The sequence below is a fragment of the Pseudoalteromonas sp. 20-92 genome, assembly GCF_030847595.1.
In the GTDB taxonomy this organism is placed as follows: Bacteria; Pseudomonadota; Gammaproteobacteria; order Enterobacterales; family Alteromonadaceae; genus Pseudoalteromonas; species Pseudoalteromonas fuliginea.
Genome location: NZ_JANJGQ010000014.1, coordinates 37,026 through 54,355 on the forward strand (window position 1 = coordinate 37,026; position 17,330 = coordinate 54,355).

Annotated in this window: 15 protein-coding genes; all 15 read right to left on the bottom strand. The window is 41.1% G+C overall.

Annotation, left to right across the window (positions count from 1 at the left end; all coding sequences use genetic code 11):
- Positions 1-64: 64 nt before the first annotated feature.
- A complete protein-coding gene (lpxC, locus tag NRL14_RS12855; RefSeq protein WP_007376970.1) occupies positions 65-976 on the bottom strand; it encodes a UDP-3-O-acyl-N-acetylglucosamine deacetylase in 912 nt (303 codons plus the stop codon).
- Positions 977-1,082: 106 nt separating this feature from the next.
- Positions 1,083-2,327 (bottom strand): cell division protein FtsZ, encoded by a 1,245-nt coding sequence (gene ftsZ, locus NRL14_RS12860; RefSeq protein WP_007376971.1) that lies wholly within the window; start codon positions 2,325-2,327, stop codon positions 1,083-1,085.
- A 21-nt stretch (positions 2,328-2,348) separates the two neighbouring features.
- Positions 2,349-3,581, bottom strand: a complete 1,233-nt coding sequence (gene ftsA / locus NRL14_RS12865; RefSeq protein WP_033023600.1) for a cell division protein FtsA — start codon at positions 3,579-3,581, stop codon at positions 2,349-2,351.
- Positions 3,578-4,357 (bottom strand): cell division protein FtsQ/DivIB, encoded by a 780-nt coding sequence (locus tag NRL14_RS12870; protein WP_306724814.1) that lies wholly within the window; start codon positions 4,355-4,357, stop codon positions 3,578-3,580. The genes ftsA and NRL14_RS12870 overlap by 4 nt, the downstream gene beginning before the upstream one ends.
- 1 nt (position 4,358) lies before the next feature.
- Positions 4,359-5,279: a D-alanine--D-alanine ligase gene (locus NRL14_RS12875; protein WP_007376974.1), complete on the bottom strand. Its 921-nt coding sequence runs from the start codon at positions 5,277-5,279 to the stop codon at positions 4,359-4,361.
- The gene (murC, locus tag NRL14_RS12880; RefSeq protein WP_306724815.1) at positions 5,276-6,727 is read right to left on the bottom strand and encodes a UDP-N-acetylmuramate--L-alanine ligase; all 1,452 of its coding nucleotides are present in this window, start codon (positions 6,725-6,727) and stop codon (positions 5,276-5,278) included. Before murC ends, NRL14_RS12875 begins: the two co-directional genes overlap by 4 nt.
- The gene (gene murG / locus NRL14_RS12885; RefSeq protein ID WP_007376976.1) at positions 6,728-7,804 is read right to left on the bottom strand and encodes an undecaprenyldiphospho-muramoylpentapeptide beta-N-acetylglucosaminyltransferase; all 1,077 of its coding nucleotides are present in this window, start codon (positions 7,802-7,804) and stop codon (positions 6,728-6,730) included.
- Positions 7,801-8,976, bottom strand: coding sequence for a cell division protein FtsW (gene ftsW / locus NRL14_RS12890; RefSeq protein ID WP_007376977.1), 1,176 nt, complete (start codon positions 8,974-8,976; stop codon positions 7,801-7,803). The genes murG and ftsW overlap by 4 nt, the downstream gene beginning before the upstream one ends.
- Positions 8,973-10,307, bottom strand: coding sequence for a UDP-N-acetylmuramoyl-L-alanine--D-glutamate ligase (gene murD / locus NRL14_RS12895; protein WP_007376978.1), 1,335 nt, complete (start codon positions 10,305-10,307; stop codon positions 8,973-8,975). The genes ftsW and murD overlap by 4 nt, the downstream gene beginning before the upstream one ends.
- Positions 10,308-11,390 carry a phospho-N-acetylmuramoyl-pentapeptide-transferase gene (gene mraY, locus NRL14_RS12900; RefSeq protein ID WP_007376979.1) on the bottom strand — a complete coding sequence of 361 codons (1,083 nt, stop codon included), beginning with the start codon at positions 11,388-11,390 and terminating at the stop codon, positions 10,308-10,310.
- Positions 11,390-12,772 (bottom strand): UDP-N-acetylmuramoyl-tripeptide--D-alanyl-D-alanine ligase, encoded by a 1,383-nt coding sequence (gene murF, locus NRL14_RS12905; protein WP_096792491.1) that lies wholly within the window; start codon positions 12,770-12,772, stop codon positions 11,390-11,392. The genes mraY and murF overlap by 1 nt, the downstream gene beginning before the upstream one ends.
- Entirely contained in the window at positions 12,769-14,247 is a 1,479-nt protein-coding gene (gene murE / locus NRL14_RS12910; RefSeq protein WP_149606495.1) for a UDP-N-acetylmuramoyl-L-alanyl-D-glutamate--2,6-diaminopimelate ligase, read from the bottom strand. Before murE ends, murF begins: the two co-directional genes overlap by 4 nt.
- Positions 14,240-16,057, bottom strand: coding sequence for a penicillin-binding transpeptidase domain-containing protein (locus NRL14_RS12915; protein ID WP_149606496.1), 1,818 nt, complete (start codon positions 16,055-16,057; stop codon positions 14,240-14,242). The genes murE and NRL14_RS12915 overlap by 8 nt, the downstream gene beginning before the upstream one ends.
- Positions 16,054-16,383: a cell division protein FtsL gene (ftsL, locus tag NRL14_RS12920; RefSeq protein WP_007376983.1), complete on the bottom strand. Its 330-nt coding sequence runs from the start codon at positions 16,381-16,383 to the stop codon at positions 16,054-16,056. The genes NRL14_RS12915 and ftsL overlap by 4 nt, the downstream gene beginning before the upstream one ends.
- A complete protein-coding gene (gene rsmH, locus NRL14_RS12925; protein WP_007376984.1) occupies positions 16,380-17,318 on the bottom strand; it encodes a 16S rRNA (cytosine(1402)-N(4))-methyltransferase RsmH in 939 nt (312 codons plus the stop codon). The genes ftsL and rsmH overlap by 4 nt, the downstream gene beginning before the upstream one ends.
- Positions 17,319-17,330 lie beyond the last annotated feature (12 nt).

Genomic DNA, 17,330 nt, shown 5'->3' on the forward strand with positions numbered 1-17,330 from the left:
CAAAAAAATGACGCTAATTAGCGTCATTTTTTATAACTGTTTGCGAACTGTACTTTTATTGCTTTTAGGCTGGAGCTAACTCAAGACCGGGTGCAGGCATCGTCACAGGCGTTTCAAATGTTGCCCACTCCCATGCTGACTCTGTAGCCATAATTTTACGAAGTAATTTATTATTTAAATCATGACCCGATTTAAATGCGGTTACTTTACCTAAAAGGTTATGACCTGTCATAAACATGTCACCAACACAGTCTAATATCTTGTGCTTAACAAACTCGTCGCTATAACGTAAACCATTAGGATTTAAAACTTTGAATTCATCAAGTACCACAGCACTATCCATACTACCACCTAGTGCTAGGTTGTTTGCATGCATGTATTCAATATCTTTCATAAATCCAAAAGTACGCGCACGGCTAATTTCTTCAATAAAGCTTTGCGTTGTTATATCTAACCCTATACGTTGGCGACTTTCGTTGATAGCTGGGTGGTTAAACGCAATCTCAAAGTCGATATGAAAACCATCATAAGGTTCAACTTCAGCCCATTTATCACCTTCTTCAATACGTACTTTTTCTTTAATACGAATAAAGCGTTTAGCAACATTTTGCTCTTCAATTCCGCCTTTTTGTAACAGATATATGAATGGTAATGCACTACCATCCATAATCGGCACTTCTGAGCTGTCTAATTCTACAATTAGATTATCAATGCCCATTGCAGCAACGGCTGCAATGAGGTGCTCAGTAGTCGATAAGCGAACGCCATCTTTGTTAATTAAACAAGTACACAATTGCGTATCACCAACGGCTTCAGGTGTTGTTTCAAAATCAACAACCGGATCAAGGTCGACACGACGAAATACAATCCCAGTATTTGCGCTCGCAGGTCGGAGAGTTATTGTGACCTTCTCACCTTTATGAAGTCCAATTCCTATGGCTTTGACTATTTCTGCAATCGTACGCTGTTTAATCATAGGTTCGCTCACTTTTAAATCAGTTACAGTTAGACGGCGGAGTTTAACATAAATCCTTTTGCCTTTCAATATTTGTACATATTTCAAACAAAAGTATTATTAAATGTTAATCTGCCTGCTTACGTAAAAAAGCTGGAATATCAAAATAATCACCGCCTTCTGATTTATCCGCTTTTTTACCGCTTTGCGCTGAAGAGCTCGAACTACTTGAACTCGTTGAAGGCGCTTTTTCTTTGCTTTGCGTTTGTGCTTTAGCAGCATTTTCTTCAGTGTTTGTGTCTTGGCTTGCAAAGCTTGGTACGTACATACTACTTGCTTGGTTTGATGTGCTTGCAACATCAGATCCTGATGCCTTTTTAAAGCCATTATCAACAATACCAAACTGTGGACGACGATCACCGCCTAAACCTGTTGCAACAACCGTTACACGTAGCTCATCAGTCATTTCTGGGTCGATTACCGCACCAACAACAACCGTTGCGTTTTCTGACGCAAGTGCTTTAACGTGATTGCCAACAATTTCAAATTCTTCAATCGCAATGTCCATACCGGCGGTAATATTAACCAAGATGCCTTTAGCACCTGTTAAATCAACGTCTTCTAGTAGTGGGCTTGAGATAGCCGCTTCTGCAGCCTCCTGTGCACGATCAGGACCTGACGCAGACGCCGTTCCCATCATTGCAGTACCCATTGCAGACATTACTGTACGTACATCGGCGAAATCCACGTTAATTAAACCAGAACGTGTAATTAGCTCTGCTATACCCTGTACCGCACCAAATAATACGTCATTAGCTTTAGCGAAGGCATCTAGAAGAGTAGTCCCTTTTCCTAAAACCTTAAGTAATTTATTGTTCGGAATTGTAATAAGCGAATCTACAATTTCTGACAATTCATTAATGCCTTGATCGGCGGCTGCTGCACGTTTTTTACCTTCAAAATCAAAAGGACGTGTTACAACTGCAACTGTTAAAATACCAAGCTCTTTAGCAATTTTAGCAACAACCGGTGCTGCACCAGTACCTGTACCACCGCCCATACCTGCAGCTATGAATACCATGTCGGCGCCTTCAAGGCTGGCACGAATTGTATCGGCGTCTTCTTCAGCCGATTTACGGCCTACTTCAGGATTTGCGCCCGCACCTAACCCTGAGGTTATTTGCGTGCCTAATTGAACTGTAATATCGGCAGCAGAGTTACGTAATGCCTGTGCATCCGTATTAGCAGCAATAAAGCGTACGCCTTCAATCTGTTGTTTTACCATGTGCTCAACAGCGTTACCGCCGCCGCCGCCCACGCCTATCACTTTTATGACAGCTTCTTCGCTGTGTTGTTCCATTATATCAAACATATTTACTCTCCGACTTGAGCATTAAAACTCGCCTTGAAACCATTTTGTAACACGGTTCCATAAATTATTGTTCCCTTCTGCTTTCGACTTTTGTGCATTCATCGATTGCATTGTACGTCCGTATTGTAACAAACCAACAGCAGTTGCGTACGAGGGATCATCTACATAGTCTGTCAAACCAACTATCCCAATTGGTTTTCCTATTCTAACTGGCATTTGGAAAATGTCTTCTGCCACTTCCATTGCACCAGTCATTTTAGCAGTACCACCAGTAACAACGAGGCCTGCAGCAATTTGATCTTCTAAACCAGAACGACGAATCTCTTCCATCGCAAGCTCAAATAATTCTCTAAAACGAGGTTCTACTACCTCTGACAATGTATGGCGTGACATCAATCTTGCTGGTCGTCCGCCAACACTTGGTACTTCAATTGTGTCTTCGCTACTTGCCATTTGGCTACTAGCACATGCGTATTGTACTTTGAGTGACTCTGCATGTGATATAGGTGTACGAAATATTTTTGCAATATCACCTGTAACCTGATTACCAGCAACAGGAATAACGGCAGAATGGCGAAGTGCACCATTAATATAAATAGTGATATCCATAGTACCGCCACCAATATCAAGTACTGCAACACCTAGCTCTTTTTCGTCATCTGTTAATACAGAATAACATGATGCTAGTGCGGTAAAGATAAGTTGATCGACTTCAAGGCCACAACGTTCTACACATTTTTCAATGTTTTTTGCCATATCGTTTGAGCAAGTAATGATATGTGCTCGCGCTTCCATACGAACACCACTCATACCAAGTGGGTTTTTAATGCCCTCTTGCATATCAATACTGTATTCTTGCGGCAATGCATGCAGCATTTTACGCTCTGCCGAGATAGGCACAGAACGTGCAATATGGATGACATTTTCAATATCTTCATCGGTCACTTCAGTGTTGTTAATAGCAACCACACCACTCTCGTTCTGGCACTGAATATGCTTACCAGAGATACCAAGGTACACAGAACTAATACGACAATCAGCCATTAACTCAGCTTCGTCTATAGCTCGTCGAATAGACTCAGATACCAAGTTTAAATCGTTAACGCCGCCTTTATCCATACCACGAGACACTTGGCTGCCCACACCAACAATACTGAGTTTGTTATCTGCGGTGATTTCACCTACCGTGGCAACCACTTTCGAGGTACCAACATCTAATCCAATCACGAGGTTTCTTTCTGCTGACTTAGTCATGCCTTACTCTTATTTTGTAATTGTTCTTCTTGCATTGGCTTAAAGCTTACTGCAAGGCCGGTATCATACCGTAAATCGATTGTATCTATCTGTGCATTTTCAGGATGTTCCATTCTCGGGTAAACATCTATAAAGCGCTGAACTCGCTTGGCTTTATCTTTACGCCCTAAATTTAAACGTACACCATTATCTAACCACAGTTGCCATGAAAAACGCTCAGACAACGCTAAACTATTTAATGTTAACGCATTTACTTTAAGCATTTCATCAAACTGTTTAAAAGCTAACCATGCTTCTTGTTCACTGCCTTCTGGCCCGAATAACTGCGGTAAATCTACATTTAGTTTATCGCTACTAGCCTGAAAAGCTTCACCTTTTTGATTTAGTAATAAATCACTATTCCAATGTGCCACAGCATTATGCTCAACAACATATACTTGCAAAGTATCTGGCCATTGTTTACGTACTGATACTGTCGCAACCCAAGGTAAATCTTGCACCAGTTGTTGCACATGTTTTACATCAAGTTCAAAAAAACTACTTAAATCGGCTCTTTTTATTGCTTTTATTATTGCCGTTTCATCAGTGTACTTAGGATGCCCTTGCACTGTTAAATGCTTAATTTGAGCATCTTTATTTTCAACTAACCAATGCGAAACCCCCGCCGTGATCTGTATCAAGCCAATCACAACAATTAGAAAAAAGCTCACACCAAAAATGAGCGACCAATTTAGTTGCTGTTTGATTTTCTGAGCTTTTTCTAAAAGGGGGTGCATATTAAAGTGTTTGCTCCAAAATGCGAACAACTAATTGCTCAAAACTTGCCCCATTCGCTTTTGCAGCCATTGGTACTAGTGATTTTTCAGTCATGCCAGGCACTGTATTTACCTCTAGTAGGTAAAAGTGTCCTTGCTCATCTTGCATTGCATCCACACGTCCCCAGCCACTTGCACCTACAAGGTCAAATGCATCAAGTGAAATTTCTTGTAAGTGCTCTGTATCGTGCTTTGATAAATTTGCAGGGCAATGATATTGCGTCGTGCTTGATTGATACTTAGCTTGGTAATCGTAAAAACCATTAGGCGTGGTCATCTCAATTACAGGCTGTACTTCATCACCCAATACAGTAACCGTGAACTCTCGTCCTGTAATCCACTGTTCGACAAGTACTTGGCTATCAAACTTAAATGCATTAGCGAGTGCTTCTTCTAACTCTTGCGCATTACTTGCTTGTGCCATACCTATGCTTGAGCCTTCGTGCGATGGCTTAACCATTACCTTTTTAAACTCATCCATAATGGCAACTGCATCAAAGCCTTTTTTAGCATCGACAACCGCATAAGGAGCCGTACTTAGACCCGCCGATTTAAACAAGTGTTTACAGCGAATTTTATCCATAGCGAGGGCTGAGCCCAATACATTACTACCTGTGTAAGGCAGGTTCATAAATTCAAGCGCACCTTGTACAGTGCCATCTTCACCACCACGACCATGTAACGCAATAAAAACGCGCTCTACATTTAATTCTTTTAATTCCCACAAAGAACGACTTTGTGGGTCAAATGCAATTGCATCAATGCCACTACTTTGCAGTGCATTTAAAACAGCTTGACCAGATTTTAATGACACTTCACGCTCTGCTGAATTGCCACCTAACAGCACCGCTACTTTACCAAATTGTGTGTTTACCTGGGTCATACTTCACCTTGCTTAAGTTTTTCTATCGACATACCCGTTGCAGCTAAGGTTTTTACTAATTGGCCTATATTACCTGCGCCTTGGGTTAATACTAAATCGTTATTTTTTAGGCATTCACCGAGGACACCTGCAAGCTCTGAACTTGAAGCAACATGAAGTGGCTCTTTGCCACGTTGGCGTAAACTTCTACAGAGGCTTTTACTATCAGCACCGACTATAGGGTCTTCACCTGCGCTATACACATCAAGTAATAGTAACTGATCTACATCAGCAAGTACTTTTACAAAATCTTCGTACAAGTCGCGTGTACGAGAAAATCTATGTGGTTGATATACCATAACTAAGCGCTTATCAGGCCAACCTTCACGCACTGCAGCAATTGTTGCTGCAACTTCTGAAGGGTGATGCCCATAATCATCAACTAACATCACATTGCCACGCTCGTTTTCAAATTCACCATAGTGTTGAAAACGACGACCAATGCCTTCAAACTTCTGCAGCGCTTCTAAAATTGCATGGTTAGCAATGTTTTGATCTTTTGCTACAGCAATCGCTGCGGTTGCATTAAGTGCGTTGTGTCTACCTGGCATATTCAACGTGGCAGTTAAACACTCACCTTGTTTGTTAGTTACTGTAAATGTGCACGTATTAGCTGATTGGCTAAAGTCGCTCATGTGGTAATCAGCATCCTTCGATTCGCCATACGTGATAACTGGGCGACCAAATCGCGGGATAAGTTCAGCAGCAACTTCAGAATCAATACATACAACAGCTAAACCATAAAACGGTAAGTTATGAATGAAATCTACATATGTGTCTTTCATTTTTTCGAGACTGCCGCCGTAAGTATCCATGTGATCTTCTTCAATATTTGTGATCACCGAAACCATTGGCTGCAAGTGTAAAAACGACGCGTCGCTTTCATCAGCTTCTGCTATTAAAAAATCACTTTTTCCTACTTTTGCGTTACTACCTGCGCTATTTAACAAGCCACCAATAATAAAAGTTGGATCAAGCCCCGCCTGTCCATAAATACTCGCAATTAGGCTTGTTGTCGTTGTTTTACCATGCGTCCCCGCAATCGCTATACCATGGCGAAAACGCATTAGCTCCGCGAGCATTTCTGCGCGGCGCACAACCGGAACTCTTGCTGCTTTTGCTGCAACAATCTCAGGGTTTGTTTCATCAATAGCACTTGAAACAACGACTACGTTAGCATCTTTTACGTTATTTTCGTGATGACCAATAAATACCTCAGCACCGGCTTTAATTAAGCGATCTGTCATAGCGCTATGAGCAATGTCAGAACCTGTAATACGGTAGCCTTCAAATGCGAGTACTTCAGCAATACCGCCCATACCGGCACCACCAATGCCAATAAAATGGATAGTATCAATTCGACGCATTGCAGGTCGTGTGTGTTTTTCTTGTACTGATGCTTCTTTCACTTACACTCTCTTATTTGTTACTTGCTCACAGTGTGCTGCAACGCTTACTGTGGCATCTAAAATGGCTTGCTTTTGAGCATTTGCTGCCATTTGTTTAATTAATATAGGCTTAGCTAAATAAGGATTTAAAAGCTCAACAATTGAATGTTGATTAAACTGTGCTTGAGGCATTAACAAAGCCCCATTTGCCATTACTAAATACTGTGCATTCGCTGTTTGATGGTCGTCCACTGCATGAGGAAACGGAACAAATATAGCCATTTTTCCAGCCGCAGCAATTTCACTAACCGTTAACGCACCCGCGCGGCAAATGACAATATCAGCCCAAGCATAAGCCGTATCCATATCATCAATAAATTCAGCAACGTTTAAGTTATTACTATCAAAACTGTGTGCTTTATAAGCCTCTTTAACGCTGTGTAAATGGCCTTTACCTGTTTGATGCCACACACTAATTGCGGTGGTATTACTCAATACTTTAAATGCTTCAGGTAATGTTTGGTTAAGTACTTGTGCCCCAAGTGAACCACCCACTACCAACATATTTATTGGGCTTGATACATCACGCTTTGGTATATCAATAACACTTTGACGTACCGGATTGCCAACAAGTTCAGCTTGGCCATGCGCAAATGCACTTGGAAATGCCGCTAATACACGATTAGCACACTTAGCTAGCAATTTGTTACTCATGCCCGCTACCGCATTTTGCTCATGAATAACCAGCGGAATACCTAAACTTTTGGCAGCAATACCTGTTGGTCCAGTTACATACCCGCCCATAGCAAGTACGACATCTGGACGCTGTTTTTTTAAAACTTTACGTGCTTGCAATATGGCGTTAAACACCATAAATGGCGCTTTAACAAGACGTTTTATACCGTTACCACGAACACCCTTAACATCAATAAAATCAATGTCTATGTTATGCTTTGGAACAACGTCAGCTTCCATTCTATCAGGTGTTCCTATCCAGCTAACTTGCCAGCCTTGTTGTTTTAAATAGTCAGCTACAGCGATACCAGGGAAAATATGCCCGCCAGTTCCACCAGCTACAACGACTAATTTTTTACTCATCGCTTACCTCCGCGTGAAGTGGCTTGTTTTGTTGCCATCTTAGTCTCAAAATCTACGCGTAATAAAATGCCTGTGGCTATCGTCATAATCATTAAGCTTGATCCACCGTAAGAAATAAACGGCAGTGTTAACCCTTTTGTCGGTAAAATCCCCGCACTCGCACCTACATTAACCATGGTTTGAAACGCAAACCAAATACCAATAGCAAACGAAAAATAGCCTTCATATTCTTTGCCACACTTTAATGCTTGCTGACCAATTAATAGCGCTCTAAATACCAAGGTAGCTAATACCATTAAAATACTTACAACGCCGATTAAACCAAGTTCTTCACCTATAACAGCAAAAATAAAATCGTTATGCGCTTCAGGTAAATATTGTAGCTTTTGTACACTGTTGCCTAGGCCTTGGCCAAACCAACCACCTTGGCTATATGCCATTAGCGATTGCACCAACTGATAACCTTTACCAAAAGGATCATCCCAGGGATCTAAAAAGCCAACAACACGTGCCATACGATATGGCTCAACAATTATAAGTAAAACAACGAGGCCAACCCCCGTTAAAATAAGTACAAAAAACTGCCATAACTTAGCACCGGCTAAAAATAGCAGACCAACCGTAGTTACAAACATAACAACTACGGTGCCCAAATCGGGTTGCAGCAAAATAAGCAGAGCATATACCGCAAATACAGCAATAGGCTTTGCAAAGCCTTTAATATTTTCTTGTACCTCTTCGCGTTTTCTTACTAAATAGCCCGCAATATAACTAAAAAAATACAGCTTTGCAGCCTCAGCCACCTGAAAACCAACCGGGCCAATAGGGATCCATCGCCTAGCTCCATTCACTTCACGACCAATAATTAATACGGCTATTAACAGCACCATGCCTAGTATTAATAAATAAGGGTTTGATCTTTTCCACCAATCCATTGGTACACAAACCGTTATCCAAAAAAGAACAAAAGCCATAGCTAAAAACATACTGTGACGAATAGTAATATGATACGAGTTATCAAATAATCGTTCAGCGGTCGGCATTGATGCGCTGGTTACCATGATAAAACCAACACCTATCAGCATTATTACGCAGTACAATAGCGGTACATCGTATAACTGCGCCGAAGGCTTAGGTGTTAATGCGTCTTTTATATCGGCAAAGGCAATCATACTTTCTCCGCCATAACGCACTCAACAAAGTCATCACCGCGTTGCATATAGTTGTTATACATATCAATACTGGCACACGCAGGGGCTAACAAAACAATATTGCCAGCACGACTAAGTACTTTGGCCAAAGCAACGGCTTCTTCCATATTGTTAGTTAAATAGCTCTTATTGGTAATCGCAGCTAAGTCACTTGCATCTTTGCCGAAACAAATTAATGCTTTAACATGCCGTTGAATATAAGGTTTAAGGGCATTTAAATCAGCGCCTTTGGCATCACCACCTGCAATAACAATCAGGTTTTCACCATCACTAGCTAAGCTATCTATTGCTGCAATAGTTGCCCCAACATTAGTCGCCTTTGAATCGTTAAAATATTTTACACCATTAAATTCAGCTACAAATTGGCAGCGATGCGCCAACCCATTAAATTGGCTCAACGCGTTTACATACTGCTCTTTGCTTACTTCAAACAGACTTAAAAGCGCCATTACAGCAAGTGTGTTTAAATAATTGTGTTTACCCACTACAGCAAGCGTACTCACTGGTAAAAAGGCATCGCCTTTAACCATAAAGTGAGTTTCGTTATTGTATTGCGCTAAATGGTAATCACCTTGTTGAACACCAAAGCTAATTTGGGGGGTTGTACTGCGCTCAACTGGATGCGTTTGACTATCGTCAGTATTAACTACAATAAGCTCTGCACCGTCATAAATACTTAGCTTTGAGTCTATATAAGCTTGGTAACTGTCGTAGCGGTCAAGGTGATCTTCTGACACATTTAATACCGTTGCACTTATTGGCTTTAAGCTCTTTGTGGTGTCTAGCTGAAAACTAGATAGCTCAAGTACATACACATCAAAATCATCATTGAGTAAATCCAGCACCGCAGTGCCAATATTCCCACCCAAAGCAACTTTATAGCCGGCTTCTTTTAATACTTCATAAGCGAGCGTAACCACGGTTGATTTACCGTTGGAGCCAGTTACTGCAACAACCGGTTTTGTATTAATACGTGCAAATAACTCAACGTCGCCAATCACTTCAACACCTGCGTTAATTGCATCTGCAACAGCTGGTATTTTTAAGCTAAGCCCTGGACTTATAATAATTATATCGCTTGAACGAAGCTCTGCGTCATCCAAATTACCAAAGTGTGTATCTAGATTTGGTGCATGCTCTTTAAGCCAATCAATCCCTGGAGGGTTTGTACGGCTATCAACAACTTTTGGCATAAGGCTATGAGATAATAAAAAACGCACAATGCCCAGACCGGTAACACCGAGTCCGAGCACTGTTATTTGTTTATTTTTTATCTCGTTTAAATACTGCATTTATCGAATCTTTAATGTCGCTAGACCAGCGAGGACTAGCACAATAGAAATAATCCAAAAGCGTACGATAACACGTGGCTCCGGCCAACCTTTTAATTCGTAATGATGATGAATTGGCGCCATTCTAAAAATGCGTTGCCCACGTAATTTATACGATCCCACTTGTAATATGACCGAGAGTGCTTCCATAACAAATACGCCGCCCATAATAATAAGCAGTAATTCTTGGCGTACTAAAACAGCAATAATACCTAATGCACCACCAAGTGCTAATGAGCCTACATCACCCATAAATACTTGTGCTGGGTAAGTGTTAAACCACAAAAAGCCAAGCCCTGCACCCACAATGGCAGTACACACAACCACAAGCTCACTTGCTAGCGGTAAATGCGGAATATGTAAGTAAGCCGAAAAGTTAATATTACCTGTTAAGTAAGCAATAATTGCCAATGCTGCGGCGACTAAAATAGTGGGTACGATGGCTAAGCCATCAAGCCCGTCGGTCAGGTTTACTGCATTTGATGTCCCTACTATTGCAAAATACGTAAGCACAATATAAAACAAGCCAAGTTGCGGCAATACATCTTTAAAAAATGGAACAACAAGTGATGTTTCAGAAGCTTGTGCACTGGTAAAATACAATGCTGTCGCTACCACTAACGCAATTACTGACTGCCAAAAATATTTCCATTTAGCAATTAAACCTTTTGGATCTTTACGGATAACTTTACGGTAGTCATCAACAAAGCCAACAATACCTAATGAGCCAATTACAAACAGCGTTGCCCATACATACTTATTCGATAAATCAGCCCATAGTAGCGTACTGGTAAAAATAGCCGCTAAAATAAGTAAGCCACCCATAGTCGGCGTACCCGACTTAGATAGATGCGATTGCGGACCATCGTCTCGAACCGTTTGACCTATCTGCATACGTTGCAAACCACGAATTAACTTAGGTCCTAAATAAAGAGACATAATTAGCGCAGTTAAAATACCTAAAATGGCACGTAGCGTTAAATACGAAAAAACATGAAAACCACTAAAATACTGGGTTAAATACTCTGCCAGCCAAACTAACATTATGATACTCCATTGATGGCTTGTTGCTGGCCATTAACTAAATCGGTTACTAATAATTCCATGCGAGAACTGCGCGATCCTTTCACTACTATTGTTGTTTTTGTATTCACTTTATTAATACTTTCTTGAATTTTTTGCTGCATTTGTTCACGGCTCGAAAAGTGGCGATTAGGGAGTTCAAACACATCACTTGCGCATTTACTTAATACACCTAATGTAAATAACTCATCAATCCCTTGCTCAAGTGCATACTCACCAACTTCTTGGTGATATTTACGTGCATCTTCACCTAGCTCCCCCATGTCTCCCAGCGCTAAAATGCGGTGACCTTGCATATCACTTAACAAGTCAATCGCAGCCTTTACCGACTTAACATTGGCATTATAGGTATCATCAACCACGGTGAGTAAATCAGACACTTCAATTAGATTAACGCGCCCTTTTACATCACCCATAGTGGCAAGTGCATTGGCTATTTCTTCAAGAGTTACATCAAATTCACTAGTAAGTGCAGCCGCAATAAGTGCGTTACTAATATTGTGCTTGCCAGGTAGCGCCAAAGTAACAGGGACTTGCTTGTCTTTAGTACAAAGCGTAAAGCTTGCACGCGCATTGGCATCAAGCGTGATATTCTCTGCCCAAATGTCGAGTTTTTCGGTTGTAGAAAAACGTTTAACATTACGCCCTTCAAGTTTATCTAACCAATACTGGCTAAATTCACTATCGCAATTAACAATGGCAACGCCGTCATCTTTTAGGCCATCAAAAATCTCACCTTTAGCTTTTGCAACCCCCATTAAGCTACCAAAACCTTCTAAGTGAGCGGCTGCAACATTACATACAACGGCTACATCTGGTTTGGTCATTGCAGTTGTGTAGGCAATTTCACCTAAGTGATTTGCACCTAGTTCAATTACTGCAAAACGATGTTGAGGCTCTAAGCGCAATAACGTAAGTGGGACGCCAATATCGTTATTAAAATTACCTTTAGTAGCTAATACATCACCGTGAACCGACAAAATTGCTGCACACATTTCTTTTACGGTGGTTTTACCTACACTCCCTGTAATTGCAATTGTTTTAGGCGCCACTTGCGCCATAACAGCAGTGCCAATTGCACCTAGTGCAATACGTGTATCGCTTACTATAAATTGTGGAATATCTACATCTACTTTGTGCTGAACAATAACGCCAATAGCGCCTTTTTGTTTAGCTTCTGCTATAAATTTATGGCCATCAAAATTGGGCCCTTTAAGTGCTAAAAACACTTCGCCATCGCACACTGTACGAGTATCAGTATTTATATTAAGCACTTGTTGATTATCACCTTGATAATCGGTTGTTAGTACATTGGCTAACCAATCAAAATCCATTGGGATCATTGTGTTATCCCTCTTACTGCTTTTTTTAGTTGTTCTTGTACATAACGGCGATCGCAAAAGTCGATGCGCTTATCGCCTATAATTTGATAATCTTCGTGGCCTTTACCTGCAATTAAAATAACATCATCAGCTGTAGCATTTTCTATAGCAAAACGAATTGCAGTTGCTCTATCAGCCTCTAAATGTGCGTCTTGAGGGTTCACTAAACCGCCAGCCACATCAGCAATAATGTCATCAGGATTTTCAGATCGCGGGTTATCGCTGGTAATAATAACTTTATTAGCATTTTGCTCAGCTGCTTGCGCCATTAATACTCGCTTACCTTTATCTCTGTCACCACCGCAACCAAATACACAACTCACACCACCTGGTACATGCTGTTGCAATGCTTGCAATGCAAGTGCAAGTGCATCGGGCGTATGTGCATAATCAACAACACACGTTGGCATGCCTGCTTGACTAAATGCTTGCATTCGCCCAGCGACTGGCTGTAACTGCGCACAACCTGTAATTAATTGCTCAAGCGGATAACCAAGCCCTAGCAATGTAGCGAGCGCTGCCGTTAAGTTATATAAATTAAATTCGCCAAACAGAGGCGATTTAATTGATATATCACCCCAACTCGTCGATAACTGCGCCGAAATACCTACACTTGAATATTCAACATCAGAAAAATAGACGTATCGAGTATTCTTAGGAGCTAAGTTTTTGCGGCCATAACAAATTAGATTATTAAAATCATACTTTTCAAGCCATTGCTCCGCTTGAAAATCATCTTGATTAAGCACCACAACTTGCGGTTCAAAATCACGAAAAAGCATTAATTTTGCATCACCGTAACTTGCCATATCACCATGATAATCTAAGTGATCACGCGAAAGATTAGTAAACACAGCTGCTTTAAATTCACATTTAGCAACACGCTGTTGCACTAACCCATGCGATGACACTTCCATGGCGACTAGCTTTTTATGCTGTAAATTTAAATCGCTTAAAATATGCTGTAAATCAACCGTTGAAGGCGTAGTATTCATCAGTGGAGTTAAGTTATTAGGATGTCCATAACCTAGCGTGCCAATAATCGCTGACTCAGTACTACAAAATTGCGCTAAGTGGGCAATCATTGCTGTGGTGGTTGATTTACCATTTGTGCCAGTCACACCAATTAAATCCAAAGCCTGACTTGGTTGGTTATAAAAGCGACTTGCTAATTCTGGAAGCTTTTTATCAAGCTCTGAAACTAAATATAGTGGTTCGAAACTTGTTTCAAATTCGCATAATCTGTCAGCAATAATCGCTGTTGCGCCATTTTCAATTGCTTTAGCAATAAATTGTCCGCCATCAAGTGAATGGCCTTTAATAGCAACAAATACATCACCTGGTGTTACCTCACGACTATCAATGCGTAAATGTTTTACCAGTTGCGAGGGCGCATCAATTTCGATGTATTTTAAAGTATCTCTTAAATCACGCATCGTTCTTTTTACCTTCCACGTAGGCAACATCTTCCTTGTCCGGTGCTACATTTAATATTCTTAATGAATTCGAAATTATTTCAGCAAATGCAGGCCCAGCGGTGGCCCCTCCGTAGTACACATCCCCGCCGGGTTCATTAATCATAACAACAACGGCTAATCGAGGATTACTTGCAGGTGCGACACCTGCAAAATAGCCAACATATTCGTCACCATAACCACCAACAGCTGCTTTTTTAGATGTACCTGTTTTACCTGCTGCCCGATAGCCATCAACTTTAACGCGACTGGCTGTGCCGCCCTCTTCAAATATACTTTCCATCATATGGACTACGGCTTCTACGTCTTTTTGTTTAAAAATACGTTCGCCTTCTGGTACATTATCTTGTTTTAAAATCGTTAATGGACGGTTGACTCCCCCAGCGCCTAACATGGCATAAAATCGTGCCATTTGGGCTGTACTTACTGCAATATTGTAACCAAATGAAAGCGCAGCAATTTCATGATCCGACCAACGGCGATTAGGGTAAAACAAACCACTGCTTTCCCCCACCATACCGGTGCCTGAATCTGAGCCAAACCCTACCTTTTGAAACAATCCCACTAAATAATCTTTAGGTACTAACTGCGTTACTTTCGTAACTCCCATATTTGAAGAGTATTTTAAAATTTCGCGCAGTGTCATCTCACCATGATTGCGAGTATCTTGAACTAAGCTACCGCCTAAACGCATCCAACCAGGGTAAGTATCAATTTTGTCATCTGCTTTAATTGCGCCGTAGTCTAGCCCAGCTAAAATGGCTAGAGGCTTAACAGTTGAGCCTGGTTCAAACAAATCGGTAATTGCGCGGTTACGGCGCTTATGCGGGGCTGCATCGCTTAAGTTGTTTGGATTAAACGAAGGGCTATTAACCATCGCTAATACTTCGCCTGTTTTTATATCAACAACCATCGCTGAACCCGATGTCGCTTTATAAGTAAGTACAGCAGATTTAATCGCTTTATAAGCGATGCCTTGAATACGTTGATCAATACTTAATTGAATACTTTCAGGTTCTACGCGTTCGCGCTCATCAAGCACTTCTACTTCGCGTCCTTGTGCATCTTTGCGTATAGTACGACGGCCTTCTTCGCCCGTTAATGCATTCTCATACAGCTTTTCAATACCTTCAATACCTTTGCCATCTATATTGGTGAAACCAATAATATGTGCAGTTACTTCACCGGCAGGGTAATAACGCTTAGATTCATCTAATAAATGAATGCCAGGCAAACGTAAGTCGCCAATATAATTTGCAACGGCAGGAGTTACTTGGCGTTTTAAGTAAACAAAGCGACGAGAAGGATCGTTAAGAAGGCGTGAATTAATTTTTTTCGGATCGATACGCAGAACGTCAGCTAGTTCACGCCAGCGCATATCATTTTTGTAATACTGCACTGTACGTTTATCAAGTTCGAACGCATTGTCTGCAAGTGATTGTTGATCCTCGCCATTTTTACGCGCTTGCTTAATCACTTTAGAAACAAGTGATTTGTGAAGTGCTTTAGGATCTGCATACACACTCACTACCGGTACACTCACCGCGAGCTCTTTGCCATTACGATCAAAAATCATCCCACGCTGGACGTGAAGTTTTTCGACACGTACGGTACGTTTATCACTTTCAGAACGGGCTTTGTCAGGTTCAATTACTTGTAAATAAGCAGCACGAGATACCAGTGTTACAAACACCATAAACACAACGCCACACACCAGCATAAAGCGCCATGTAATTAAGTTATTTACTGGTTTTTTGCCTCGATTTCTCATTGCAGTATTATTACCTGTTCATCTTGACTCGTTGGTCGTTTCATTTTCAGCTGTGATTTCGCAATTTCTTCGATACGTGCATGCTGTGAATAAAATTCCTCTTCAACTAATAAATAACGCCATTCTAAATCAAGTTCATCACGCTCTTGGAGTAACGAATCTTGTTCAATAAGTTGCCCTCGAGCAAGATGTGTTACTTGTACGACAGTTAAACTTGACGCGAATATCACAACCAACAAGGCCGAGGTAAGCTTATTAGCTCCTAGGCCTTTAACAATTTCAAAAAATAAATTAGGTGGTTGACGATGATTCGCTTTTATATTCATTCCAGCCTCTGAGCAATCCTAAGTACAGAGCTACGAGAACGCGGATTACGCTCAACTTCAGCGGCACTTGGCTTAATCGCTTTACCCACTGCCTTTAACGTCAGATTTTTATTTATTTGTGCGTCAGTTAAAGGCAGACCTCTGGGTAATACTTCTCCCCGACTCTGTTTTCTAATAAACTGTTTTACAATACGATCTTCTAATGAATGAAACGAAATAACAACCAAACGACCACCGGGTTTAAGGACCTTAATTGCAGACTGCAATGCCGTTTGAATCTCTTCAAGTTCGCTATTAATATAAATACGAATAGCCTGAAAAGTACGAGTAGCAGGGTGTTTAAACTTATCTTTTACAGGTACTGCTTCATCGACTAAATCAGCTAACTGCTTAGTCGTAGTAATTGGCGTGTGCTCTCTAATCTCAAGTATTTTATGCGCAATACGCTTACCAAATTTCTCTTCACCCAGCTTTTTAATTACATGGGTAATATCATCCAATTCAGCTTCAGCTAACCATTGGGCTGCACTGCGACCACTTGTTGGATCCATACGCATATCTAGTGGGCCGTCTTTCATGAAACTAAAACCACGCCCAGCATCATCTAACTGTGGCGACGACACACCTATATCTAATAAAATCCCGTCGACTTTACCAATGAGATCGTTTTGCTCTGCTACTTCGTAAAGTTTTGAAAAGCGAGTATGTGCAATTGCAAATCGCGGATCATCAGCAAACTTTTCAGCTGATTGTATTGCCTGCGGATCTTGGTCAATCGCTTGCAAACGACCTTCATTACCAAGGCGTGCTAATATTTGCCCTGAATGACCGCCACGTCCAAAAGTGCCGTCCATGTATATGCCGTCTGGCTTAATTGCAAGGGCATCTATGGTTTCGTCCATTAAAACGGATACGTGTTCAAATTGCGCTGTCATTAGCTATTATTT